Origin of the sequence: Asanoa ishikariensis (assembly GCF_900107455.1) — a bacterium.
GTDB classification, from domain to species: domain Bacteria; phylum Actinomycetota; class Actinomycetes; order Mycobacteriales; family Micromonosporaceae; genus Asanoa; species Asanoa ishikariensis.
Genome location: NZ_FNQB01000001.1, coordinates 552,069 through 576,539 on the forward strand (window position 1 = coordinate 552,069; position 24,471 = coordinate 576,539).

Here is a 24,471-nt window from a genome sequence, read left to right on the forward strand (position 1 = left end):
CAAAGGTCCGGCCGGCGCCGAGCCCGCCGCCGGCACCGAAAGCGCGATGGTGGGCTCGGCTCTGGCACGAGTGGACACTGGCCGTGCTCGGCGCCCTGGCGCTGGCCTCGCTGGTGACCTGGCCGACCCTGCGGCATCCCACCCGGACGATCCCGTCCGACGTCGGCGACCCGACCATGCAGGCCTGGCAGATGGCCTGGTCGGGCCACGCGCTGCGGACCGACCCGATGAGCCTGTGGCAGGCCAACGCCTTCTATCCGGAGGCGAACAGCTTCGCCTTCACGGACACGCTCCTGGGGTACGCGCCGGCGGGGCTGATCGGCAGCGGACCGGTCGCTGCCCTGGTCCGCTACAACATCATCTTCGTGCTGGCGGTGGCACTCGCGTTCATCGGCGCGTACGCGCTGGTCCGGCAGCTCGGCGCGGGGCGGGTGGCGGGCGCCCTGGCCGGAGCCGCGTTCGCGTGCGCGCCGTGGCGGCTCGCCCAGGCCGGGCACCTCCAGGTGCTGTCGACCGGCGGGATCGCGTTGGCCCTGGCCATGCTCGCCCGAGGGCACGGCTGGTCACTGCGGCACGGCTATCGACCCGACCGGGTGCGCCCCGGCTGGGCCGTCGCCGGGTGGTGCGCCGCCGCCTGGCAACTCTCACTGGGCTTCGGCATCGGGGTCCCGTTCGGGTACGCGTTGGGGCTGGTCTGCGTCGTGGCGATCGTCGCCTGGCTACGGCACCGACCGCCGCTGACCCGCCGGTTGTTGCTCGCCGACGGCATCGGGCTGACGGTGTTCCTCGCCGGGGCCGCGTTCATGGCCCGCCCTTACCTCCAGGTCGCCGAGCAGTTCCCGTACGTGCGCCGTAGCTGGCAGGACCTGACGTGGACCTCACCGCCGCTGCGGGGCTTCTTCACCTCGCCCAGCACCTCGATCGTCTGGGGCGACCTGTTCGCCGACGCCCGCGCGGACCTGGGCCATCGCGGCGAGGTGTCGCTGCTGCCGGGCTTCACGCTGTACGCGCTCGCCGCCCTCGGGCTGGTCCTGTCGATCTGGTCGGTGCGCCAACGGCTGCTGCTGGCCGCCGCGGTGATCGCGAGCATCGTGTTCGGGATGGGCACGCAAGGACCCGGGGGCGGCCGGCTCACCTACGGGCTGCTCTACGTGCTGCCCGGCTTCGACGGCATCCGTACCCCCGGCCGCCTGGTCATCTGGACGACCCTGCTGCTCGCGGTCCTGGCCGCCGGTGCGGTCACCGCGCTCGCCCAACGGGTCAGGTGGCGGCCCATCGGACTCGCCCTGGCGCTGCTGCCGCTGCTCGCCGTGGCCGAGGGGCTGAACACCACACCGCACCCGCCTGTGCCCGCGGCACCACCCGTGCTGGCCACCGCGCAGGCACCGCTCCTGGTCCTACCCACCGGCGCGACGATCGACGGCATCCCGATGCTGTGGACGACCGACCGTTTCCCGACCATGGTCAACGGCGCGGCCGCATTCACCCCGCAACGGCAGGCCGCCGCCCGCACCGCCGCACTCCACTTCCCGGACGCGTCGTCAGTGGCAGTGCTTAGGGCGACGGGGGTACGCAGCGTCGTGGTGGTCCGGGACGCGGTCGTCGGCACGCCGTACGAGACCACGGTGTGGGGCACGACCAGCGGCCTGCCGCTGACCCGCGTCGACACCCCGGAGGCGGTCGTCTACCTCCTGGACCCAATCGAGCGTTAGCGAGGGGCAGCGGCCTCCAGGGCGTCGACCGTGCCGGACATGATCGTGCGTACGTGCTCGGTCAGGTGCTCCAGCGGCCAGTCCCACCACGCCAGCGCCAGCAGGCGCGCGATCTCGTCCGCGTTGTAGCGCAGGCGGATCAGCTTGGCCGGGTTGCCGCCGACGATGCCGTAGTCGGGCACGTCGTCGACGACCACCGAACCCGAGGCGATGACCGCGCCGCTGCCGATGCGGACGCCGGGCATCACCATGGCCTGGTAGCCGAACCAGACGTCGTTGCCCACCACGGTGTCGCCGCGGCCCGGCAGGCCGGTGATCAGGTCGAAGTGCTCGGCCCAGGAGCCACCCATGATCGGGAAGGGGTACGTCGACGGGCCGTCCATGCGGTGGTTGGCGCCGTTCATGATGAAGCGGACGCCCTCGCCCAGCGCACAGAACTTCCCGATCACCAGCCGCTCGGGACCGTAGTGATAGAGCACGTTCCGCGTCTCGAACGCGGTCGGATCGTCGGGGTCGTCGTAGTACGAGAACTCACCGACCGAGATCAGCGGCGACGTGACCAACGGTTTGAGCAGCACCACCCGCGGCTGGCCAGGCATGGGGTGCAGCACGTTCGGATCCATCAGAAAGCCCCCTCTACGACTGCCACCATGATTCCAAATGCCGTTCGGACCCGGTTCAGTCGTGCGTGGCGCCGGGCGGTCGACCGCTTCCGTGATCTGGCCGCCCGGCAAGCCACCGCCTAGGCGGCCGAGACCACCACCGGGACCGGTCGCAGGACGACCCGCACCGCGGTGCCGGGTGGCATCTCGGCCAACCGGGCGCTGGCCAACTGAGCCACCACGACAGCATCGCCCGGCAACGCCACCGTCACCCGGGCCAGCGGGCCGAGGAAGCTCACCGCGACCACCCGTCCCGTGCCGTCGGCGTCGGCCGTCACGTCCACCGACTCCGGGCGCACCAGCGCGGTCGCCGGTCCATCGTGGACGCTCGCACCCGCGACCAACGGCAGCTTCGTGTCGAGCACCTCCACCACGTCGCCGGTGACGCGGCCCGCGAGCCGGTTGCTCAGGCCGACGAACTCGGCCACGAAGGGCGTCGCCGGGGTGCGGTAGATGTCCTCCGGCGAACCGATCTGCTCCAACTGCCCGGCGCGCATGACACCGACGCGGTCCGCGATGGCCAGCGCCTCTTCCTGGTCGTGCGTCACGAACAGGGTCGTGGTGCCGACCTCGAGCTGGATCCGGCGGATCTCCTCACGGAGCTGCACACGAACCTTCGCGTCGAGCGCCGAGAGCGGCTCGTCCAACAGCAGCACCTCAGGCTCGAACGCGAGCGCCCGAGCCAGCGCCACCCGCTGCTGTTGGCCGCCCGAGAGCTGCTGGGGGAAACGAGAAGCGTGGGCGCCGATGCCGACCAGGTCGAGCATGTCCTGCGCTCGCTTGCGGCGGGCCGCGGCGTTCTGCTTCCGCAGTCGCAGGCCGAACTCCACGTTCTCGATCGCGGTCAGGTGTGGGAAGAGGCTGTAGGCCTGGAACACCATGCCCATGCCGCGCTTGTTGGCGGGCACGTTCGCGATGTCCTTGCCGCCCACGATGATGCGGCCCGAGTCCGAGTCTTCGAGGCCGGCCAGGATGCGCAATGCCGTGGTCTTGCCGCAACCCGACGGCCCGAGCAGGGCCACGAGCTCGCCCGGCGCCATGTCGAGGTCGAGCCCGTCGAGGGCATGCACGTTTCCGAACTGGCGGCGCAAGGCCTCCAGGCGTACCCCGGACGACGTCACGATGTCTTCCTTTCCCGATTGCGCCTGCGACCGGCGAAGGAGAGCAGGAACAGCAGTGCGAACGCGAGGACCAGCGCAGCGAGCGACACCGCGACCGACATCGTCGCGCTGCTCTTGCCGAGCTGGTTGATGGCGACCTGGATGTTGTCGCGGTTGAGCAGGGACGCGATCGTGAACTCGCCCAGCACGAGGGCTACGGTCAGGAACGCGGCGGAGAGCACGGCGGAGCGGATGTTCGGCAGGACCACCCGCCACATGACCGTCGCCCAGCTCGAGCCGAGGCTGCGGGCCGCCTCGGACAGCGTCCGCACGTCGATCGCCGACAGTCCGGCGTCGATGGCGCGGTAGGCGAACGGCAGGGCGAGGACGGTGTACGCGAGGAACAGCGTCACCGACGATCCGCCGACGAAGTAGACGACCCAGGCGTACACCGGCGCCAGGCCGACCACGAGCACGACGGCCGGGACCGTCAACGGCAGCAGGCTGACGAACTCGACGACCCGCCGCAGCCGGGGCAGCCGCAGGCGCACCCACACGACGGTCGGCACCAGCAGCACCAGGGTCAGCGCCACCGATAGCAGCACGAGCCAGAACGACGCCTTCATGCCGGTCCAGAGAATCGGGTACGTCTCGCCGAGCGCCTTCCAGTTGAAGAAGACGCGCCACGTGTCCCACCCGTCCCGGGTGGTGAACTCGAACATGGCGATGAGCGGCAGCAGGAACAGCACCGCGAACAGCGTGACGACGACCCAGCGCAGCGCCTGCTGCCGGCGGGCGCGCCGCTTTCTCAGTCCAGCCATCGTGACGTCCTTCGCTGTAGCAGGCCGTAGAGCCACATGACGAGCGCGACGACGAGGACCATCCCGAGCGCCATCGCCTTGCCGAGGTTCTCGCGGCCGAGGAGCACTTCGCTGGTCAGCGCGGAGCGGATCTGCAGCGGCACGATCGGGCTGCCCTGGCTGACCAGTGCGGCCGCGGTGGCGTACGCCGAGAACGCGTTGGCGAACAGCAGCAGGGTGGAGCCGATGAACGCGGGCGCGAGCAGGGGAGCCGCCACGCGTCGCCAGTAGTAGAAGGTCGACCCGCCCAGGCTCTCGGTCGCCTCACGCCATTGTGGACGGACCCCGTCGAGCGCCGGCAGAAAGACGATGACCATCAAAGGAATCTGGAAGTACGTGTAGACGAGGACCAGGCCGGGCAGGTCGAAGAGCCACATGCCGCCCGAGAAGATGTCGATGCCGAGCGAGTCCTTGAGGAACACCGTGACGAACCCGGAAAAGCCGATCGTCGCGATGAACGCGAACGCCAGCGTCACGCCGCCGAACTGGGCCAGCACGCCGCACGCCGAGGTGACGAGCCGGCGGACCAGGCTGTCCGGTCCGGCGGTCACCACCGCGTAGGCGACCAGCGCGCCGATCACCGCACCGAGGATCGCCGTCACCGCCGACAGCGTGATGCTGCGGACGAAGGCTTCGACGATGTAGTCGTCCGCCAGCGCAGAGATGTTCTCGAGCGTGGGACGGCCGTCGTCACCCGCGAACGCTCCGACGACCACGACGATCGTCGGAATGAACAGGAAGACGGCGACGTAAACGAAGAACGGCACGACGCCCAGCAGATCGCGTATCCGCGACCGGTGGCGCCGACCACCCCGTACACCGGTGGTGGTCGGCGCCTCGAGCGTCCCCGTTGTGGGGGCGGTCATCGGTTAACCGATTGCCTTGGCCCAGTTGGCGCCGAGGTATTCGTTGGCCGACTTGGTCTGGGCGTCGGTCAGGAAGACCGGGGTGCCGGTGACCGGGGGCAGCGCGTCGAACAGGGTCTTGTCGAGCGTGCCGGCCTTGGTCATGGCGTCGGCCCGCACCGGACGGGCGCCGCCCTTGAGCCACAGGTTCTGGCCCTCGTCGCTGTAGAGGAACTCCTGCCAGAGCCGGGCGGCCGCGGGGTGCGGGGCGTCGGCGCTGATGGCCTGGACGTAGTAGGAGCCGAGCACCGCGTTCGCGGGTACGACGGTCTTCCACTCGACCTTGCCCTTGAGCTTGGCGCCCTGGGCGACGTTCAGGTAGTCCCAGTCGAAGACGACCGGGGTCTGGCCCGACTCGATCGTCGCCGGGGTCGGGTCGACGGGCAGGAAGTTGCCCGACTTCTTCAGCGCACCGAAGAAGTCGACGCCCTTGGAGATGTCGTCGGCGGAGCCGCCGTTGCCCAGCGAAGCCGCGACGACGCCGTTGAACGCCGCGCCGGCCTGCGTCGGGTCACCGTTGAGGGCGATCTTCCCCTTGTACGCGGAGCCGAGCAGGTCGGCGATGCTCGTGGGAGCCGGCACCTTCGACGAGTCGTACCCGATCGACATGTAGCCGCCGTAGTCGTTGACCCACGTGCCACTGGCGTCCTTGAGCGCGGCCGGGATGTCGTCCCAGGTCGTGACCTTGTACGGGGCGAACGTGGCGGTGTTGGCCAGCGCCACCGCCGAGCCGAGGTCGAACACGTCCGGCGCGCCGCCCTGGCCCTTGAGTTGCTTGGCGGCGTTGATCTCGTCCTGGCTGGAGGCGTCCGGCTGCGCCGAGTTCACCTTGATGCCGTACTTGGCGGTGAAGGCGGTGATGATCTCGCCGTAGTTGGCCCAGTCCGGCGGCAGCGCGATGACGTTGAGCGCGCCTTCCTTCTTGGCTGCCTCGACGAGCTTGTCCAGCCCACCGAGGGCGGCGGCGTTCTGCGCCTTCGCCGCGTCACTCGCGGCGGCCTCGTTGTTGCTGGACGGCGGGGAGCACGCGGTAAGACCGACCATCGCGGCGGCAACCGCGACCAGGGCGGTCCCGCGGGTAATCGAGAATCGCACGGATCCTCCCTTCTCGCCGATCCGTCTCTGGACCGGCCTCGTAGATTCTTTTGCCGGCATGATCATGCGGGGGACCTGCTTGCGAGCGGCGCAACAGCGGGAGGCCGCACTGTGGCGATTGGGTGGCCAGGCATTTCTCACACCCCGTTCGGCGGGCGGGATGGGCGCCGTCGTCCGAAACGTGCCTGTGCGTCAGGGCGGCGGTGAGTACGCGAGCCCATGCCGCCCGCCCGCCGAAGCAGCATCCTGAGCGGATGCGGGGGAACCGACTGTTCGTTCAACTCGGAGCGCTGTGGCTCTTCGGCGGCGTCCTGGTGCCGACCGCGGTCGCCGCGCTCACCACGCTGCTCTGGGGAGCGGGGGACTACGTCTTCGTCGGCCTGGCGGTCGGCCTCGTGCTGTTCGCCGGCTACCTGTTGACGGTCGTCACGCTCACCGCCCCGGTCACCCGGCTCGGTGCGACCGTCCCCGCCCGCCTGCTCTGGGTGGTCATCGTCCTCGTCGGCGGCACCGTGCTGTGGTCCCAGGGCTGGGCGTTCGCCGACGCCGCCGAGCTCGGGATCAGCCACAACCCATGGTGGGTGGCACTCTTCGGCGGCCTCGCGTACGCGCTGGTCGCCGGTTTCCTGTTGCGTGGCTGGCGGCTCAACCTGACCGCCGTCGGCGTCCTGCTCGCCCTCACGGTAGGGGGTTTGGTGGCGCTGCGGGCAGCCGAGCCCGAGGAGCCGGCCGGGGTCAGCCACGGCGCGGTGTACGTCGTCGAGATACCCGGCTACACGCCCAGCGACGACACGTACGGCGACCGGATCGGCACCGGGCCGTTCATGCCGACCGACCGCAGCACGATTCCCGCACTCCAGTACGTCAACGTCTTCGGCTACGGCCCCGACAACCAGCGCCACCCGGGCGGCCCCGGCTGCGGCGAGACGCTGTTCGACTCACCGTTGAGCTCGGCGGAGTGCACCCCCGAACCGGGCGGCAACCTCGTCTACCGTCGCGGCGTCATCGAACACGGCTACCAGGTCGCCGCCGGATCCGGCTCGATCGTGGTGGTGGCGGGCTCGCTCGCGGTCGACCGGGACCTGCTCCGGTCCGCTGCCCGTTCGGTGCGCGCCGGCACCGCCACCGACGTCCCCAACATGACTGGCACGTTCTACGTCGCTGACGTACCCGGTTACTTGCCGCAGCCGTTCGGCATGCCGCCCGGGGTTCAGTATCTGCGCGCCGACAACAAGAGTGGGGATCGCAGCGTGCGGATCACGGTCTTCGCGGTGCGGGCCGACCAGGGCGACCAGTGCTTCAACTCGACGTGCTCACCGGACGGGCCGGACCTGAAGTACCTGCGGCGCGGCGACGTGCACGGCTATGTCCAGCACCGGGGCGACATCATCGTCAGCGCCGAGGGTGGCCTCTTGGTCGACCGCGAGCTGCTGCGGCGTGTGGTGCTGGACGCTCGTCCCGCTACCGACGCCGAACTGCTGCGCGTTCCGCCCACCACGCCGCCCGGTGACCGTTACGACCGGCTGCGCGGGTGGCTGCGTACCAACACCTAGGTCGAGGTCCAGCCCTGCTGGCGCAGGCGTTCGACGCCGTCCAGCAACAGGTCCAGCGCGAACTCGAACTCGAACTGGTCGTCGCAGCCCGGCCCGACGACCGACGCGTCGTCGTGCGCCGCGGCGCCGGCGATCGCCGCCAGGTGCGGGAAGGCGGCGGCGGCTTCGGGCGGGAAGCCCGCGGGTGGCTCGGGATCGGCCGGTCCGGACCTGCCGGCGCGCCGCGAGTCGTCGAACAGCTCCTGGCTGAAGCCCAGCATCCGGCTGCCCATCGCGTGCATGACGTGGTGGGCGAGGTCGGTGGAGAACCCGCCGCGTTCGCGAAGGATCCCGACCATCGAGTTGAGGTAGCCGAGGATGGCCGGCGTCGCCTGGTTCCGCGCCTCGATCGCGATCGGCGCCCAGGGGTGGCGGAGCAGCGCCTCGCGCGCCGAGAGGATGCGCCGGCGGACGACCGGCTGCCAGTCGGCGTCCGACACCGGTGGATCGATCTCGCCGACGACCACGTCGATCATGCCGTCGAGGAGCTCGTCCTTGTTGGCCACGTGCTTGTAGAGGGCCATCGGCACGACGCCGAGCTCTTGGGCGAGTTTGCGCATGCTGAGGGATTCGATCCCGGCCTCGTCGGCCAGCGCGACGGCCGCGTGCAGGACGCGATCCCTGCTCAGCGGCGTCCGGCGCAGCGTCTCGACCTGCTCAGCCATTTCGAAACCTTAACCGCATTGACAGGTGTACGCCGTACACCTACCGTATTTCCAAGGAGGTGTACACCGTACACCCGGGGAGGGAGTCATGAAAGCTATCGTTCAGGATCGATACGGCCCGCCGTCCGTCCTCGCGCTCGCGGACGTCGCGACGCCAACGCCAGCGGCTGACCAGGTGCTGGTGCGGGTCGAGGCCGCCGCGCTCAACGCGTACGACTGGCATGTCATGCGTGGCGACCCTCGGCTCGCCCGGTTGTCGACCGGCCGGTCCGGGCCGCGGGCGCGGATCCGTGGCCGCGACTTCGCCGGTCGAGTCTCGGCGGTCGGCGCCGACGTCCAGCGGGTGCGCCCCGGCGACGCGGTCTTCGGCGACCTCGGCGACGCGAACGGCGCGTTCGCCGAATACGCGTGCGTGCCGGAGTCCCTGGTCGCGCCGGCACCGGTCAACCTGACGGCGCAGCAGGCGGCCGCGCTGCCGTTAGCCGGCGCCACCGCGCTGTTGGGCCTGCGCGACGTCGAGTCCGGGTTCCGTGTCTTGATCAACGGTGCGTCCGGCGGGGTCGGCACCCTGGCGGTCCAACTGGCGAAGGCGGCCGGCGCGACCGTGACCGCGGTGTGCAGCACCCGCAACGTCGACCTGGTGAGCTCGCTCGGTGCCGACGAGGTCGTCGACTACACGCGGGCGGACTTCACCCGTCTTGGCGGCCGGCACAACGTGGTGTTCGACCTGGTCGGCAATCGCTCACTGACCGCGCTGCGACGAGCGCTGACCCCGCGCGGCACCCTCGTACTGTCCGGCGGCGGCGTCTACCGGGGCGGCAGCCTGGTCGGCCCGGTCTGGCTCATCGCCCGGGGCCAACTCCTCGCGCCGTTCGTGCGCCAGCGCATCTCGGTCCCGGCCGCCACCCCCGACCGGCAGCACCTCGACACGCTCCGCGCCCACGCCGAAGCCGGCCGCCTCACCCCGGTCATCGACCGCACCTATCCGCTGGCCGAGGTGCCCGAAGCCATCCGCTACCTGGAAACCGAACACGCCCGGGCCAAGGTCGTCATCACGATGGACGCCGAGTCGTGACCAAAAGCTGGCGCGTCCCGGTGGCGTTGGTCGCCCTCACCCTTGTCCCGGCGGTCGCCGGGTCGCTGCGGCTCCTCGAACTTGCCGGCGGCCCACAGTTGCTGCCGACCAACCCCCGCGTCGACGCCTCCCCGGCGCCGGTGGTGGTGCACGTGCTCGCCGCGGTCGCCTACGCCTTCCTCGGCGCGTTCCAGTTCTCGGCCCGGCTGCGCCGGCGCCGGCCGGGCTGGCACCGCGGCGCCGGCCGGGTCCTGGTCGGGGCCGGCCTGCTGGTCGCCGGCTCCGGGATCTGGATGACGCTGTTCTACCCGGACGCACCGGGCGGCGACCTGCTGTGGGGCGTCCGGCTCGTAGTCGGTTCGGCCATGGCGGCAGCCATCGTGCTGGGTTTCGCGGCAATCCGGCGGCGCGACATTGCCGCCCACCGCGCCTGGATGATCCGTGCTTACGCGCTTGCGGTCGCTGCGGGAACCCAGGCGTTCACCCAGAGCATCGGGGAGGGCGTGTTCGGCACGAGCGACCTGTCGACCGCCATCTCCATCTCAATGGGCTGGGTCATCAACGCGGCGGTCGCCGAGTGGGCCATCCGCCGGGCACCGGTCGCGCCGGGCAATCGCCGTCAAACAAAGGTCATCCGCGCCTAAGGGCCCGCGTAGAACACAACTGGGGTCGCAAGAGTCCTGGGAGTTCATTTACCTACAACTACAAGTGAGCAATTCTCGGCGTACGTTTTCCGCAGCGACTATGAGGGGCCGAGGGGCAGCGCGGACAGGGTCTGCCGGTTGCCTGCGGCAGGCTTTGTTGATCGGCGGCATCGCCGACGTCTTGTATGTCTTCTTTGCCGAAGTCAGCACTAGGCAGGAAACCCGGTGATCTGCCTGGTCAGCCGTTCGTTGAGGTTACCGTGGCTGACATGGGGCATGGAAAACGTCGCATCTGGTCCTTATTGTTTAGGCATCCCACCAGGTCCACCCCTCAGCCTGGGAGGCAACAGGAGATGACGCCGTCCACATCCGTGCCCGCCGACGTTGACGTCGTACAGATGTCCGCAGCCGAGTGGCGGGCCGCAGCGGAACGCGGTCTTCAGAGACTTGGCATTACCTATGACGAGCTTGCGGGGCAGGCCCGTGCGGGCGACTTCACCTCGCGCGACGCGCACAAGCTGTGGGTAGCCATCGGTGGCAGGCGCCCCTGAACTGAGGGTGCAGGCACGCACCTTCGCATCCTCGTTCGCCGATGTATTGAATACAACGGTCTGCGACAACGTAAAGGTAGGCGCAGTAGTAGAGAGAGCGTCGGCGTACGTTGGGACCAACCTGGACCGCGCGGACCTGTCCACGTCTGCTGTCCGCCTGCGCACAACTGCTCGGACCAAGGTGTGGCTCGACATTAGCTGTTCCCTCTATACCAACGAAGAGGGCTACCTCACCGTGGCCAGTTCCTACTGCGGCATCTACCTTGGGGACGAGCAAGAGCTACTCCTGCACTACGACTACGAGCGCGACAAGACCGCTTACACCGAGGCTCACATCCAGGTTGCTGGCGACCACCCCATGTTGGAGCAGCTTCTTCGCGAAGTCGGCCGTCCACGTGACAAAATGAAGAAGCTTCATTTGCCTGTGGGTGGCCGCCGTCTCCGCCCGTCCTTGGAGGATTTGCTGGAGAGCTTAATCGCAGAGCGGATCTTGAGCCCAAAGGTCGGATGGCAGAAAATACTCGGTGACAGCCGACTGACCTACCGCAAGAACCAGATCGCTGCAGTGGTGCGGTCCAACCAGGCCACCGCTATCGCCACTCTCAAGCGGCTGGGCTACGAAGTAGTCAGGCGTGAGGATACTGCGGCCGCCAAGCCGGCCAACAAGGGCGTCGTTCGTCAGCGTAGAAGCGACGAGTGAGAATAGGTCGCACATCGCCCGCGTTGATGAGCCGTCCACTCCGTACGCCAACAAGAAGCCTGAGGGTTACTCCCTGTTTCGCCGTACAACGAGATGAACCCGTGGCGGCGTTGTCGCCGCAGGCGCGCCCGACGGTCGCTCCGCCCGCTGGGCCTGCAGAAGAGGCCCGTGCTCAGCTGACGCCCACCGGCCTGAACTGGACGCTGACTCGCGGGCCGACTTTCTTGGCGGTTTTCGGGATCGCGTGTTCCCACGTGCGTTGGCACGACCCGCCCATCACGACCAGGTCGCCGTGGCCTAGGGGGAACTTCAGGCTGTCGGAGCCGCCGCCGCGTGGGCGTAGGAGCAGCGGGCGGGGTGAGCCGAAGGAGACGATCGCGACCAGGGTGTCCTGGCTCGAGGAGCGGCCCGTCGTGTCGCCGTGCCAGGCCACGCTGTCGCGGCCGTCGCGGTAGAGGCACATTCCCGTGGTGACGAACGGTTCGCCCAGTTCCTGCGCGTAATAGGCCGTCAGGCGCTCGCGCGCCGACGTGAGCAGCGGGTGGGGCAGCGGCTCGTCGGCGTCGTACCAGCGGAGCAGGCGCGGCACGTCGACCTCACGCTCGTACATCTCGCGTCGCTCGGCTCGCCAGCCGATGTCTCCCAGCAGCGTTTCCAGGATGACTTCGGAGCCGTCGACCCAACCGGGCAGATGGTCGACCCAGGCGCCCCGGGTGAGCTCGGTGCGTTGGACGCGTCCGTCGAGCTGGCCGAGGGTTGGCTCCTCGACCAGGTCGAACATCGATGGCTGGTGTGCGATGCCGTGCATAACCGCAGCGTAGCGCGGTTTAGCACAACAGTGCTAACGGGTGGCTTGATCTATTAAGTTGAACATCGTGATCACCGAGACACGGGTCGACGCGGAGACCGGCGAATGGCGCCTGAGCGCACCACGGCGGGCCCAGCGGCCGGACGAGGGGCGGCGGGCTTCCACCGGCTGCCCGTTCTGTCCCGGTCATGAGGAGCAGACGCCGCCGGACCGGCTGCGGGTGCCCGCCGCCGGCGACGGGGCCTGGCGGGTCCGGGGGTTCGCCAACAAATACCCGATCGTGAGCCCGGCCGCCGACCTCGAGAGCGCGACCGGGCTGTTCCCGAGGTTCCCGGCGACCGGCGACCACGAGGTGCTGGTCGAGTCGCCGGACCACGACTGGGACCTGCGCATGGCCACGTACGAGCAGGCGCTCGAAGTCCTGGGCGCACTCCGGGAGCGGTCCCGGGCGCTGAGCGGGCCGCGGCCCGCCGCCGTCGTGGTGTTCCGCAACTACGGTGTCGCCGCCGGTGCCTCGTTGCGGCACCCGCACAGCCAGCTCGTCGCGCTCGACCAGGCGCCGCCGGGGCTGATGGGCCGGTGGCGGCTGGCCCGCGGGCATTACACCGACACCGGACGCCGGCTGGTCGACGACCTGGCCGCCGCCGAGCGCGCGGCGGGCGAGCGGGTCGTCGCCGACAACGGGGTGCTGGTCTATCAGCCGTACGCCGCCGCGGTCCCGCATCAGACCGTGCTCGTGCCCGGGGACGGGCGCGGCACCCTCGCCGACGCTAGCGACGACGCCCTCGCGGCCGTCGCCCGGATCCTGCCGCCGCTGCTGCGCGGTCTCGCGGAGGTGCTCGACGACCCGGCGTACAACCTGGTCGTCCACGCCGGACCGTCTGATGTGGAGGCTAGGGAGGTGGCCCGGTGGTGGCAGTGGCACGTCGAGGTCCACCCACGGACGACCACGTTCGCGGGACTGGAGCTGGCCACCGGGCTGCTGGTCAACCCCAGTCGGCCCGAGGAGACCGCGCCGGAGTTGGCCAAGGCCGTGTCAGCCGCCGGACGGTAGCCGCTGTGCCCGGTAACCGGTGCGGAAGAAGCCCCGCACCGCACGGCCGCCGATGCCGAGGTTGTGCGTGAAGGTCTTGGCGCCGGCCTCGAACGTGATCGCGATGTCGTCGCGCTTGCCGCGGTTGGGGTCGTAGACGCGCACGCTGACGGCATTTCCATTAGTGGTGTACGCGTACGCCAGCACCTGGTGGTTGAGCGCCAGATCTTTGGGTTGTCGGGACGACACGGTGATCACGCCGAGGGGCACCGGCGAGCCCCGGTCGAGCTCGGTGCGGATGCTCGGCCACTCGCCACTGACCGTGCGGTAGGCGATGCCCCGCCGGGTCAGCAGAGGTCGGCCGAAGAGCTGGAACGTCGGTGCGTCGGTGTCCGGCATGCCCATCCACTCGTAGTACTTGGCCACCCCGCCCGGCAGTCGCCAGGACTCCAGGAGCCGGCGGACGATGAACGAGTAGAGCGGCGTGCCCAGCGGGGGACGGCTGGCGGGCGGCTGCCGGCCGGCGTTCCAGTAGTCGAGGGCGGCGAACACCATGCCGCCGCACAGGCCCCCGTTGGCCTTGCCGAACGGCACGTCGCCGAACGGGGTGGGCACGACGACGGCGGGTTGCGCGGGCCACACGTTGTCGAACGTGAACCCGTGGCGTGACGGCAGGAAGTTATCCGGCACCTTCCCTCCCTTGACGGTTGTCCACAGGGGTCGCCCAGCGGCGGCGCTTTCTCTAGATTGAGCCGGGACGATTGGAGATGCAATGGCGCGGGCACGACTCGATCAGGAGTGGACAGACGGCGACGGCGTCAACCATCCGGCCGGCGGCGTTGTCGAGGTCGACGACGAGACCCTCGTCCGGTTGGTCCGCGAGGGCCTGGCCGTCGAAGAGGCCGCGGCCGGCCCCGACCGCGGCTGGATCGGGCCGACCTTCACGGACGACGGTGCGCCGCAAGGGGACGACCCGACCCGATGAGCCCCGCCGCGTTCAGCATCGACGAGGTCGGCGCGCTGGCCGACACGATCAGCAAGGCGACGCTGGCCGCCGCCGCGGTCGTCGCTGTCGTGGTGATCCTGGTTGGGCTGTCCCGAGCGATCCGCGAGCGGCTGCGACAGCAGTTGGTCATCAACGACACCGCCCCGCTGCCGGCGGCCATCGCCGGCAGCGAGGGCGAGGCGTTGACGCTGTCGCCATGGTTGCGGCAACGGGTTCAGGCGGCGCTCGCCGACGAGGCTGCGGCCGCCCGGGGCATCGTCGACGACGTGTTCCAGCGCGACGTGGCGCTGCACCGGCTGCCAGCCGAGATCGCGATCACCAACGACACCGAGCCGATCACGTCGGCCGCCAAGGACACGATGGCGACCGTGGCCAACGGCCTGCGGGCGGTCGCACCGGGTCAGGCCGACGGCATCCTCGGCGCGCTCAGCTCCGCGTTGCCCAACCCGCGCGGCTGTCTGGTGCAGACCGCGCCGCTGCTGCGAGGCGACGCCGGCAACCAGCGACTCGGGCTCGCCATCGAGCTGCACGAGCTCGACGGGTCGCCGATAGCGGCGACCACGCTCTGGGAGCCGCCCGGCACCAACCCTTCTGGACAGTCGTGGCAGGAGCGGCTCGTCGCGCTGATCGAGCCGGCCGCGCACTGGGTCGCCCTGCGGCTGGTCGCCCGCCGGCTGCGGGCGATGCCGGCCGGTGGGCTGCGGGTGCCGTGGCTCAGCCGCCGCCGCTCGCTGACCACCCGGCTCGAGCTGCAACGAATGCTGGCGGCGGCGCTGACGCTCGACGCGATGAAGGAGTTCACGGGCCACACGCTGGCCTTCGGCGCTGAGGCGCTCGACGACCTCGACCAGGTCGGCTTCGCGCTGCGTGCCTACCACCGCCCGGCGGCGATCCGTGGGGCCGTCCAGGAGCGGCTCGGCTTCGCCTACCGCACGGAGAACGTCGAGGCCAAAGCGCGGCGGGCGTTCCTCGACGCGAGCGAGAGCTATGCCGAGGCGGAGCAGCGGCTGGTCACCAACCCGGGTGACAACGCGAGCTCGACCACCGCCACCGCGCTGGCCGACGAGCGGGAGCGCCACCGCGTGCGCCGGTTGAAGTGCGCCCTGCTCTCCGGCGACCTGGCGGCGACCACGATCGCCGGCGAGGAACTACGCGACCAGCCGCCGAAGGCCGCCGGTGACGCCCGCACCCTCTATGCCATCGCCTGCCTCTACTCGTGCGCGGCCGAACGCGTCGAGAAGGTCGCCTACCTGCCGCTGGCGTGGTCCTACCTCGGCCGCGCCCTGCTGGCGGCGACCGAAGAGCTCATGTGGGACCAGGCCCGCGCCGACCCCGAGTTGGCTTTCCTGGTGGATCGGCAACGCTTCGTCGACGACCTCAACCACACCTGGGCGGTCCGCCGCCGCAGGAAGGCACCGGCGCTGCTCGTCACCGAGGCCGAGGCGCTGGTGCTGGCCGCGGTCGGCCGCCTGGCGAGGTGATCAGCGCCTGGCCGCGGGTTCGGCGCTCCACGAGGTCAGGATGCGCAGCGCCTCGTCCGACGGGCTGCCCTCTTCCGCGGTGAGCACCACGAGCCGCTGTTCGGGATCATCCGGGTTGGCCCAGGTGTCGCAGTCGAGCGTCAGCGGCCCGACGAGCGGATGCCGGAAACGTTTGGTGCCATAGCTGTCCGTCGAGACGATCCAGCCCGACCACCACCGCCGGAACTCGGGGCTGCGCCGGGACAGCTCCCCGACGAGGTCCGCGAGGCGTGGGTCGTCGGGGTTGCGCGCGGTCTCCATGCGCAGCGTCGCGGCGCCCACCCGGGCCGCGTCCTCCCAGTCGAGGTGGAGCGCCCGGAGGGCGGGGCTGAGGAACACCAGCCGGGTGTAGTTGCGCTCGGCGGGCGTCAGCAGGGCGAAGTCCTCGTAGAGTGCGGCCGCGGCCGCGTTCCAGGCGAGGATGTCGTTGTAGCGCCCGAGGACCATGGCGGGCGAATGGTCGAGCCGGTCGAGCAACCGCTGCATCGCGGGACGTACGCGCTGCTCGGGCTGGTGCCGTCCGCTGGGTGACGGCTTCCCGGCCAGGTCGTAGAGGTAGGTCCGCGCAGCCTCGTCCAGCCGCAGCGCGCGGGACAGCGATCCGAGGACGGTCGCGGACGCCGGCAGCCGGCCCTGTTCGAGCCGCGTGTAGTAGTCGACGCTGACCGAGGCCAACCGGGCCACCTCGGCGCGCCGCAACCCGGGCACCCGCCGCTGGGTGCCGTCCTCCGGCAGTCCCACCATCTCGGGCCGCAGGTCGGCGCGGCGGGCCTTCAGGAACGCCCCGAGCTCGGAGCGGCGCATCTCAGGCATTTGGCAATTGTTACTCGGCCCGTCCGGCGCTGGGAGGGAAGGATTCTTCCCAGGCTCGAACCCGACTCTGCACGGTTCGCGCACCGCGACGGACGCTCGACCCATGAGAACCGATGTGACCTTCCAAAGCGCCGGCATCGTGATCGCCGGACACCTCTACACACCGACCGGGGAGACCAGCCACACCCGCGCGGGAATCGTCGTAGGGCACCCCGCGAGCGGGGTCAAGGAACAGGCGGCCGCGGCGTACGCCGTGCGGCTGGCCGAGGCCGGGTTCGTCGCGCTGACCTTCGACGCCGCCTATCAGGGCGCCAGCGGCGGCGAGCCGCGCGGAGTCGAGGATCCGGCCCAGCGGACCGAGGACCTGAAGGCCGCCGTCTCGTTCCTCACCACCCGGGCCGAGGTCGACCCCGAGCGCATCGGTGCGCTCGGGATCTGCGCGTCCGGCGGGTACGTCATTCCCGCAGCCGCGGCCGACCACCGGATCCAGGCGGTCGCGACCGTCAGCGCCGCCGACATCGGCCGGCAGTTCCGCGTTGGCGCCGACGGTGCACAGGATCCGGCGGTGATCCAGGGCCTGCTGGATGCCGCGGCCGAGGCGCGGACGGCGGAGGCGGCGGGCGCGGCACCACGGACGTTCGACCTGTTTCCGGAGACTGAGGAACAGGCCCGTTCCGCGGGGCAGCACGTCTTCGAGGGCTGGGAGTACTACCGCACCGACCGGGCACAGCACCCAGCCTCGGCGAAACAGTTCACCGTCTCCAGCATCGACCGGATCGCCACGTTCGACCCGTTCACGCACATCGCGCTCATCGCGCCACGGCCGCTGCTCATGGTCGTCGGCACCCGAGCGGTCACCGCGTGGATGAGCCAGCACGCGTTCGAGAACGCCGGCACACCCAAGCGCCTGCACTGGATCGAGGGCGCCAGCCACGTCGACCTCTACGACCGGTACGTCCCGCAGGCCGCCGCGGAGCTTGCCGCCTTCTTCACCGCGAGCCTTCGCGCTCCCGAGCGATCTTCCGCGCCCACACGCTGAAGGCGACCGTCCCGAAGAGCAAAAGGCCGAGCAGCAGGAACATCGACGGGTCGTGCAGGCCCTCGTCGTCGGGGTTGTTCGCCGGGTCGGCGGTGGCGAGCACTCCGGCGCACAGCAGCGTCAGCACTCCCATGATCGAGGCAATCACGGTCAGGAAGACCACGCGGGCCGTCGCCTGAGGTCGTTGGGGCAACGACGGCGCGAGCGGCGTCGCCCGGGGGATCGCACCCGGGTCCCGGGCGGGCATCCGCACCAGCTTGTCCAGGGGCAGGTTGGCCTCGATGCGGGCGAGCTGCTCGGCCGGCAGGGGAAAGAGCGTGGGTTCGACCCGCACCGAGATGCCGTCGAGGCCGACGAGCTCGCGCGCGCCGTCCGGCCAGGCCTTGACGACCGCGCAGTCGGCATAGCGCACCGTTCCCGCGTTGCTGCCGTCGACGAGGCTGAGGCCCTCGTCCCCGACGACGAGCTTGACCTCCTCGTCCTGCCGGGACTGGTAGCGCAGGCCGGCCACGGCGGCGGTCGAGGACGTCGGTGCGGGCGAGAAGCCGGCCCACTTGGCGTGCAGGCCCGCCGGCACCAGCAGCAACCCGGTCGCCGTGGCCTCGGCCGCGACCGCGCGCACGTCGTCGACGCTGACGGCCCGGAGCTCGTCGAGGGTCTGCTCGGCGGTCGGGTTGGGCTGCCCGGTGAGAGCGTTCATGGCGGCGGCGGGCAGCCGGATCGCGTCGTGATCCGCTTGGCGCAGCGCCTCCTCCGCCCGCGTGCGCACGCTGTCGAGGTCGGCCTGCTCGATCCGGCCCACGCGGAGCTTGGCCAGCACGTCGACGAAGCCGCCGAGCACCGCGTCGTTCTTGTCCGGCAACGCGTCGGCGAACGCGGTCACGGTGGCGAACTCGTCGCCGCGTGGGTGGTAGGAGGCATCGGCCACGTACGAGTAGCCGCCCTCCTGGCGCAGGCTGCGGAACATCTCCCGCTCCAGCACCGCGGCGAACACGGTCGCGGGCGTACTCCGGCGGACGACCGCGTCGAACACGACGCCGTTGAACCGTTCGCTGAAGTACGCCGGCGTGCTGGGCAGCGCGGACGTCGGTCGCGGCACGGGCCGGAGGGTTCCGTCGGGCAGGTTCAGGCGCAGGCCGGCGGGCACCTCGTCGGAGGTGATCCACAGCACCGCGTTCTGCCGGGTGAACCAGGTGGCCGCCCACTCGCGGACGTCGTCGGCGGTCAGCCGGTGCAGTCCCAGCTCCTCGTAGCTGACCAGGCCGTAGCCCTGCGCCCCGTATCGCCACGGCGGCATCGCGTCGCCGGCGCCGACCTTTCGGCCGGCTGCCTCCGTACGCAGGATGCCCTTCTCGAGCTCCAAGCGGTCGACCGGCAGGTTGGCGAGCGCGTCGCACACCCCGGTCAGGTACGGGACCACGTCGTCCGCGGAGCCCTGCAGGTGGAAATGGGTGACGACCGAGCCCGTGGCGCCGTTGTAGTGGTAGTCGCTCAACCCGCGGTGGTGCAGCGCGAGGTGTTCCAGCAGGTGCGTGATGCCGCCCGTGGCAAGGGTTTCGTCGGCCCGACCCACCCGGAAGGTGAGGCCGGCCGCGAGCGGACCGCTCTTGGGCGACAGCAGCGTCCGCACGCCGTCGACCTCTGTCTCCCGGATCATCGGCCGAACGCGCGGTCGCGATGGTCGACGAACACGGTGGCCGGGTCACCGAGATAGTTCCACGGCGCCTCGTCGGCGAGGTTGCCGCCGACCAGGAGCGCGTTGAAGTGGTGCGCCGCGGCGGCGTAGTCCTCGGCCAGGCTGAACGCCATCGCGAACGTGCCGGCCGCGGCCACCCAGCCGGGCACGGGCCGGAACGCCGGGTTGAGCAATGAATGCTCCGCCGCCGACCGGAGTTCCTGACCGACGTCTGGTTGCTTGAGGTACGCCGTCGCCGCGGTCCTGTTGTCGCGGTGCAGCACCTGCCAGTGTTCGAGGTGTGCCGCCGCGACCACGGCACCGTTGATCGAGCCGGGCGGCGACGCCGTCGCGCACCGGGCGGCGAACGTGTGCATGGCCTCGTACGAGCCGTTCCACTTCGGACTGAGCTGGCGCGTCATGGCGTGCTGGGCCGGATAACACTGCGGCTCGATCTTCGCGTAGCGGCGGCGTGCCTCGGCCTGGCCGAGGTTCAGCCCGCGCGCGGTGTTCAACCGCTCGATCCACGCGCTGGTGCAGCCGGGCTCCCGCGCGGTCACGTCGACGAGGATCTGCTCGGCGCGGTTCAGGTTGTCGTGGAATCCGGCGAAGCGCGTGTGTGTGACGCTACGTCCCCACTCACGTCCGATGATCTTCCAGCCGTCGTCGGACAGCCGCCAGGCCAGCAAGGTCCCGGCGAGCGCCGAGACGGGATTCGCCGCGAGGATCTCTTCGAGGAAGCCCCGGTCGAGCAGCCCGCCGACGACCTTGACCGCCTTCAACTGGGTCGCGGCATCCGTTAGCCCGCCGAATCCGGCTTCGACCCCCGGCCAATCCCGTGCCTGTGCGGCTTCGCGCACCGCACGTACCTCGGGAAAGGCCGCGAGCGGGTCAAAATCAGGCGGCGGTACGCCGGGATCTTGCTCGGACACAGCGGGCAGCATACGGCGGCCCGCGCTCGCCCCTAATCCACCAGCGGGATGGTCTTGCCGCTGACCGCAGCGGTGGCCGTCACCGTGGCGCCCGAGGCGGAGATCTGGGTCAGCGACACGGCCGTGTCCTGGCCGAGGTACGAGTGCGAGCTCGGCGTCGACTCGGGCGAGAACGTCGCATTGCCACCCGTGCCCGGGTAGGAGTCGGCGGCGTCGCCACGATTGCGTTTGAGCTCGAGGTCCCGCCGGCCGTCGGCCTGCACGAGCCCGACCTTGTAGTGGTTCTCGTCCCGGTTGTTGGGCTGGTTGTCGTCGACGTGCCAGATCAGCACGCCGTCGCCGGGCAGCCTCTCGTCGAAGCCGGTTCGCTGCCGGTTCTCGACGAGGAAATACTCAGGCCCGCTGGCACCGTCCTTCCACAGCCGCAACACGTTGCGGCTCGACTGCACGTCGACGATCTCCACGGTCTGCTCGCTCGTCACGTTGGTGACGGAGACCCAACCCTGCTTGACCTTGCACCACGCCGAGGGGTGCGCGGGAACGTCGCCGCCGCCGTTCCACTCGCCGGCGCCCATCAGGCACCACGAGCCCACGCCCGCCGAGGACTTGTCGGTGTCGTAGAGGTCGGGGAAACCGAACAGCAGGTGGCCGAGCTCGTGTGCGCAGACGCCGACCTTCGCGTCCTCCGGGATGGTCAGGTAGGCGTAGAGCGAGGTGGAGTCGGTCGAATACGGCTGGCGCATGGTGGCCTTGTGCGACCAGATCATCGTGCTCGGGTCGGTGGGTGTCGTCTCGCCACCGGATCCGGCGTGCACCACCACGAACGCGTCGACGAAACCGTTGCCGTCGTTGTCGTACTGGCTGAAGTCGACGAGCGGGTCGGCCGCCTCGGCGGCGTGCCGGGCCAGGTCGCGCGCGCGTTCCGTGCCCGGGGGCGGCTGCCCGATGCCGTAGTCGCCGTTGGCGTACCAGGCGATCGTCTCCGGCATCCGCAGCGGCCCGACCACCTCGCCGACCAGGTCGACCAGGCCGTTGCTGACCTCTCGGTAGTACTCGCGGACGCTCCCGTGCGGCAGCACGCCGGTCGAGAAGAACAGGTCCTGGAAATGCTCGGTGGACGTCGTCATCACCTGGTCCGCGAAGTCGACCAGCACGACGATGACCCGGACGCCCGCGCGCAACGGTGTGCGGTCGGCCGCCGCGTTGCGGATCACGGCCTCCGGCGTACCCGGCGGGAACCGATCCGGCGGGATGATCGTGCCGTCGTTGAAGCCCAGCCCCCGCGGGTCCGGGCTGAGGGTGACGTTCGCCGCCACTGCCAGATCGTTGGCGGCGCGGACGTTGTTCAGTTGGTTGGTCAGGAACTCCTCCAGCTCGGGGCTGGGCGCTGATCCGTACATGTGCGCTCCCTGTTCGTGGGGTCTTCCGATGACGGAGGCGCTCACCCGGCCCCTGATACGGGTTCGGTCCAGAAAGGCCTGACCGGCGCCGACGACCGCGTGATCGGTGTCGACAGCCGTGCGCACGACACCACGAAGGCGACTGATCGACGGTCCCGTCGACGGGATACCAAGTCCTACGCTGGCGATCGCACCGGGAGGAGGTAGTTGACGTGACGTTCAATCCCGCTGATCTGGTCGAGGTGCAGCGCGACGTGAAAGCGCTGATCCACATCCCGTTCAACGCCCTGGGCATCCTGGGCGACACCGACCATGCCGACGGCGGCACCAGTTACCACCTGGGCAGGAACCAACTGCGCGACGACGCTTACTCGTTGACCCAGTCCAACCGGGACAAGCACGCGAGCAACGCCGCCAGCGCGTTCGACCTCGGCAACGAGTGGCGCTTCGAAGCGGCCAACGACACGGCGGCGAAGAAACGCGCGCAGAAGGCCTTCCTGCGGTTCAACCACCTCTATGTCGCGGCGCTCAAGGCCAAGGTGCCGGGCACGGAGGACATCCGCGAGATCATCTACACGCCCGACGGGGACGAGGTCAAAACCTTCGACGTCCTGAAGATCAGGAGCGGCGGCGACCTCAACCATCGGACGCACACCCACACCAGCTTCTTCCGCGACAGTGAGGGCCGCCGCGACGGCGCCTACCGGAAACTCATGCTGCGCCTGCTCCGCCAGGCGATCTCCGAAGAGGGCGATTTCATGGCAACCGTGAGGCAACAGGACTGGGACGCACTGGTTTGGCGAGTGGAAGGTCTGGCCGCCGGCCGGCCGGCCGTCGCCGGTGGTCCGACGAAGAAGACACCCATCGGCACCACCACGCGGTTGGAGGCGCTGGCGCACAAGCTCGAGGCCGTCAGCAAGGCCGTGGCCGCCGTGGCCCCCGACGTGGAGAAGCGGCTCCAGGACGAGTTCAAGCGCATCGACGCCGACCAGGACGCCACTCTCGCCGGGATCAAGGAGGTCGCCGCCGATGTGTCGCTGGACGCCAGGCTGCGCACGCTGCTCGACCGGCACGCCAGCGGCGAGCTCGACGCCGACACGGTCGTGAGCCAGTTGCACGACCTGCTCACCGCCCCGACCGCCTAGCGGCTCGGCAGTCAATCAACGAAGCGGCCGACGGGGATGCTCCCCGTCGGCCGCGTCAAACGCTTGTGGTCTAGCTGAAGCTGCTTTCGGTCAGCTCTCCGCGCAGCTTGGTCAGGGCGCGGGTGAGCAGTCGGGAGACGTGCATCTGGGAGACGCCGATCTGGTCCGCGATCTGCGACTGCGTCAGGTTTCCGTAGAAGCGCAGCGTCAGGATCTTCTGCTCGCGCTCGTCCAGCGACGCCAGCGCCGGCCCCAACGCCACCCGAAGCTCCGCGAGCTCGAACGAGGTGTCTTCGGAGCCGAGCAGGTCGCCAAGCTCCGTGCCACGTTCCCCATCGCCGGTCGGCGTCGACAGCGAGACCGCGTTGTAGGCCCGGGCGCCTTCCAGACCCTCGAGGACCTCTTCCTCGGAGATCTTGAGGTGGGCGGCGATGTCGGTCACCGTCGGGGAGCGGCCCAGGGTCTGGAGCAGGGTGCTGTTGGCCTCGGAGATGGCGAGGCGGAGCTCCTGGAGCCGGCGGGGGACTCGGATGTCCCAGGTGCGGTCGCGGAAGTGGCGCTTGAGCTCGCCGATGATGGTCGGGATGGCGTAGCCGGCGAAGTCGACGCCGCGCGAGGGGTCGAACTTGTCGACTGCCTTGATGAGGCCGATCGCGGCGGTCTGGAGCAGGTCGTCGGTGGGCTCGCCCCGGCCGCTGTAGCGGTGGGCGAGGTGGTTGGCCAGCGGCAGCCAGGCCTCGATGGTGCGGTCGCGCAACGACGACCGCGAGGGGTGCTCGGCTGGCAGAGCGGCCAGGGCGGCGAGCAGCTCAGTCGGCTCCGCCGTGTCCGGAGTGGACTTGAAGAGGGTCTGCGTCGACATCGTGGGCCTCCCAGGGACGTACCCGAATAGCGATCTTTGCTATGGAGCACGGGTTAACCAATCGACGCTCACTCTAAGCCGGTCGGCGACAAGAAGCTAGCCGAAAGTATGAGTCATCTTTCCTCCAAAAAGGACCAATGCCTGCAAAATGCGCTCAGAACTTTTGGTACATGACGTGCAAGCCCACCAAACCGTGCACGCGATGGTCGAAGGCTTCCGGGATCGTCGTCATGATCGTGAAGCCGAGTTGCTGCCACAGCCGCACCGCGACGACGTTGGTCGACACCACCGCGTTGAACTGCATCCCGACATAGCCCTGCGCCCGCGCCCACTCGACCGCATAGGTCCCGAGGGCTTTGCCGATGCCTCGGCCCTGGTGCGCCGGGTCGACCATGAAGCTGGCCGTCGCGATGTGCGCGCCGCGACCCGGCCGGTTCGGGCCCATTTTCGCCGAGCCCAGGATCTCCCCGGCATCCGTCGCGACGACGGTCACTCCCGGCGGCGACTCCATCCACCACGGACGCGCCGACTCGAGCGTGTGGTCGAGGGGATAGGCGTACGTGCCGCCGGCGTCCGTGATCGCGGCGAAGAACGGATAGATGCGGGGCCAGTCGTCCGGCGATGCGTCGCGAATCTCCACGAGCCCGAGGCTAGCGCGAACGACTACCATGAATTCG

24 protein-coding genes are annotated in these 24,471 nt (G+C 69.9%); 10 read left to right on the forward strand and 14 right to left on the reverse strand.

Features of this window, described 5'->3' with window-relative positions; translation table 11 throughout:
• Positions 1 to 83 precede the first annotated feature (83 nt).
• Positions 84 to 1,712, forward strand: coding sequence for a hypothetical protein (locus BLV39_RS02625; RefSeq protein ID WP_090786640.1), 1,629 nt, complete (start codon positions 84 to 86; stop codon positions 1,710 to 1,712).
• On the opposite strand, the gene BLV39_RS02630 is transcribed toward BLV39_RS02625, so the two are convergent.
• The 5 genes from BLV39_RS02630 to BLV39_RS02650 all read right to left on the reverse strand — a co-directional run bounded on the left by BLV39_RS02630 (position 1,709) and on the right by BLV39_RS02650 (position 6,334).
• The gene (locus tag BLV39_RS02630) at positions 1,709 to 2,335 is read right to left on the reverse strand and encodes a CatB-related O-acetyltransferase (RefSeq protein ID WP_090786642.1); all 627 of its coding nucleotides are present in this window, start codon (positions 2,333 to 2,335) and stop codon (positions 1,709 to 1,711) included. The genes BLV39_RS02625 and BLV39_RS02630 overlap by 4 nt on opposite strands.
• Positions 2,336 to 2,454: 119 nt before the next feature.
• Complete coding sequence (locus BLV39_RS02635) at positions 2,455 to 3,495, reverse strand: ABC transporter ATP-binding protein (RefSeq protein ID WP_090786644.1); 1,041 nt, start codon at positions 3,493 to 3,495, stop codon at positions 2,455 to 2,457.
• On the reverse strand, positions 3,492 to 4,295 hold the full coding sequence (locus BLV39_RS02640) for an ABC transporter permease (RefSeq protein ID WP_090786646.1): 804 nt from the start codon (positions 4,293 to 4,295) through the stop codon (positions 3,492 to 3,494). The genes BLV39_RS02635 and BLV39_RS02640 overlap by 4 nt, the downstream gene beginning before the upstream one ends.
• Positions 4,283 to 5,200, reverse strand: coding sequence for an ABC transporter permease (locus tag BLV39_RS02645; RefSeq protein WP_143049616.1), 918 nt, complete (start codon positions 5,198 to 5,200; stop codon positions 4,283 to 4,285). Before BLV39_RS02645 ends, BLV39_RS02640 begins: the two co-directional genes overlap by 13 nt.
• 3 nt (positions 5,201 to 5,203) lie before the next feature.
• Complete coding sequence (locus BLV39_RS02650) at positions 5,204 to 6,334, reverse strand: ABC transporter substrate-binding protein (RefSeq protein ID WP_239084061.1); 1,131 nt, start codon at positions 6,332 to 6,334, stop codon at positions 5,204 to 5,206.
• 254 nt (positions 6,335 to 6,588) lie between these two features.
• Here BLV39_RS02650 and BLV39_RS02655 point away from each other — a divergent pair, with 254 nt between their 5' ends.
• Complete coding sequence (locus tag BLV39_RS02655) at positions 6,589 to 7,887, forward strand: hypothetical protein (protein ID WP_090786648.1); 1,299 nt, start codon at positions 6,589 to 6,591, stop codon at positions 7,885 to 7,887.
• Here the strand turns inward: BLV39_RS02655 and BLV39_RS02660 are convergent.
• Positions 7,884 to 8,591: a TetR/AcrR family transcriptional regulator gene (locus tag BLV39_RS02660; RefSeq protein WP_090786651.1), complete on the reverse strand. Its 708-nt coding sequence runs from the start codon at positions 8,589 to 8,591 to the stop codon at positions 7,884 to 7,886. The genes BLV39_RS02655 and BLV39_RS02660 overlap by 4 nt on opposite strands.
• 88 nt (positions 8,592 to 8,679) lie before the next feature.
• On the opposite strand from BLV39_RS02660, the gene BLV39_RS02665 reads away from it, so the two are divergent.
• The 3 genes from BLV39_RS02665 to BLV39_RS02680 all read left to right on the forward strand — a co-directional run bounded on the left by BLV39_RS02665 (position 8,680) and on the right by BLV39_RS02680 (position 11,561).
• Positions 8,680 to 9,666 (forward strand): NAD(P)-dependent alcohol dehydrogenase, encoded by a 987-nt coding sequence (locus BLV39_RS02665; protein ID WP_090786654.1) that lies wholly within the window; start codon positions 8,680 to 8,682, stop codon positions 9,664 to 9,666.
• The gene (locus tag BLV39_RS02670) at positions 9,663 to 10,310 is read left to right on the forward strand and encodes a DUF2306 domain-containing protein (protein ID WP_090786657.1); all 648 of its coding nucleotides are present in this window, start codon (positions 9,663 to 9,665) and stop codon (positions 10,308 to 10,310) included. The genes BLV39_RS02665 and BLV39_RS02670 overlap by 4 nt, the downstream gene beginning before the upstream one ends.
• A 558-nt stretch (positions 10,311 to 10,868) precedes the next feature.
• Entirely contained in the window at positions 10,869 to 11,561 is a 693-nt protein-coding gene (locus BLV39_RS02680) for a hypothetical protein (RefSeq protein WP_143049617.1), read from the forward strand.
• A gap of 172 nt (positions 11,562 to 11,733) precedes the next feature.
• Here BLV39_RS02680 and BLV39_RS02685 read toward each other — a convergent pair whose 3' ends face one another.
• Entirely contained in the window at positions 11,734 to 12,369 is a 636-nt protein-coding gene (locus BLV39_RS02685; protein WP_090786666.1) for an alpha-ketoglutarate-dependent dioxygenase AlkB, read from the reverse strand.
• Between the two features lie 67 nt (positions 12,370 to 12,436).
• Here BLV39_RS02685 and BLV39_RS02690 point away from each other — a divergent pair, with 67 nt between their 5' ends.
• Entirely contained in the window at positions 12,437 to 13,423 is a 987-nt protein-coding gene (locus BLV39_RS02690; protein ID WP_176984740.1) for a galactose-1-phosphate uridylyltransferase, read from the forward strand.
• On the opposite strand, the gene BLV39_RS02695 is transcribed toward BLV39_RS02690, so the two are convergent.
• Positions 13,406 to 14,092 carry a hypothetical protein gene (locus BLV39_RS02695; RefSeq protein WP_204083003.1) on the reverse strand — a complete coding sequence of 229 codons (687 nt, stop codon included), beginning with the start codon at positions 14,090 to 14,092 and terminating at the stop codon, positions 13,406 to 13,408. The two genes, BLV39_RS02690 and BLV39_RS02695, sit on opposite strands and share 18 nt — an antisense overlap.
• A gap of 82 nt (positions 14,093 to 14,174) precedes the next feature.
• Between BLV39_RS02695 and BLV39_RS02700 the strand changes: the two genes are divergently transcribed.
• Together BLV39_RS02700 and BLV39_RS02705 are read left to right on the forward strand one after the other, a co-directional pair.
• Positions 14,175 to 14,387, forward strand: a complete 213-nt coding sequence (locus BLV39_RS02700; RefSeq protein WP_090786672.1) for a hypothetical protein — start codon at positions 14,175 to 14,177, stop codon at positions 14,385 to 14,387.
• Positions 14,384 to 15,889, forward strand: a complete 1,506-nt coding sequence (locus tag BLV39_RS02705; protein WP_090786675.1) for a hypothetical protein — start codon at positions 14,384 to 14,386, stop codon at positions 15,887 to 15,889. Before BLV39_RS02700 ends, BLV39_RS02705 begins: the two co-directional genes overlap by 4 nt.
• Here the strand turns inward: BLV39_RS02705 and BLV39_RS02710 are convergent, their stop codons facing one another.
• Positions 15,890 to 16,741, reverse strand: a complete 852-nt coding sequence (locus BLV39_RS02710; protein ID WP_090786678.1) for a helix-turn-helix domain-containing protein — start codon at positions 16,739 to 16,741, stop codon at positions 15,890 to 15,892. It lies immediately after the preceding gene.
• Between the two features lie 103 nt (positions 16,742 to 16,844).
• Here BLV39_RS02710 and BLV39_RS02715 point away from each other — a divergent pair, with 103 nt between their 5' ends.
• Complete coding sequence (locus BLV39_RS02715) at positions 16,845 to 17,780, forward strand: alpha/beta hydrolase (RefSeq protein ID WP_090786680.1); 936 nt, start codon at positions 16,845 to 16,847, stop codon at positions 17,778 to 17,780.
• On the opposite strand, the gene BLV39_RS02720 is transcribed toward BLV39_RS02715, so the two are convergent.
• The 3 genes from BLV39_RS02720 to BLV39_RS02730 are packed head-to-tail and all read right to left on the reverse strand — an operon-like array spanning position 17,731 to position 21,787.
• Entirely contained in the window at positions 17,731 to 19,437 is a 1,707-nt protein-coding gene (locus BLV39_RS02720) for a peptidase M16 family protein (protein ID WP_176984741.1), read from the reverse strand. The two genes, BLV39_RS02715 and BLV39_RS02720, sit on opposite strands and share 50 nt — an antisense overlap.
• Positions 19,434 to 20,387 (reverse strand): hypothetical protein, encoded by a 954-nt coding sequence (locus BLV39_RS02725; protein WP_143049618.1) that lies wholly within the window; start codon positions 20,385 to 20,387, stop codon positions 19,434 to 19,436. Before BLV39_RS02725 ends, BLV39_RS02720 begins: the two co-directional genes overlap by 4 nt.
• Before the next feature lie 32 nt (positions 20,388 to 20,419).
• Positions 20,420 to 21,787 carry a M6 family metalloprotease domain-containing protein gene (locus tag BLV39_RS02730; RefSeq protein ID WP_090786686.1) on the reverse strand — a complete coding sequence of 456 codons (1,368 nt, stop codon included), beginning with the start codon at positions 21,785 to 21,787 and terminating at the stop codon, positions 20,420 to 20,422.
• Positions 21,788 to 21,999: 212 nt separating this feature from the next.
• Between BLV39_RS02730 and BLV39_RS02735 the strand changes: the two genes are divergently transcribed.
• Positions 22,000 to 22,932 carry a hypothetical protein gene (locus BLV39_RS02735; RefSeq protein WP_090786689.1) on the forward strand — a complete coding sequence of 311 codons (933 nt, stop codon included), beginning with the start codon at positions 22,000 to 22,002 and terminating at the stop codon, positions 22,930 to 22,932.
• A gap of 70 nt (positions 22,933 to 23,002) precedes the next feature.
• On the opposite strand, the gene BLV39_RS02740 is transcribed toward BLV39_RS02735, so the two are convergent.
• Complete coding sequence (locus tag BLV39_RS02740) at positions 23,003 to 23,794, reverse strand: SigB/SigF/SigG family RNA polymerase sigma factor (RefSeq protein ID WP_090786692.1); 792 nt, start codon at positions 23,792 to 23,794, stop codon at positions 23,003 to 23,005.
• 154 nt (positions 23,795 to 23,948) lie between these two features.
• Entirely contained in the window at positions 23,949 to 24,434 is a 486-nt protein-coding gene (locus tag BLV39_RS02745; protein WP_090786696.1) for a GNAT family N-acetyltransferase, read from the reverse strand.
• Positions 24,435 to 24,471 lie beyond the last annotated feature (37 nt).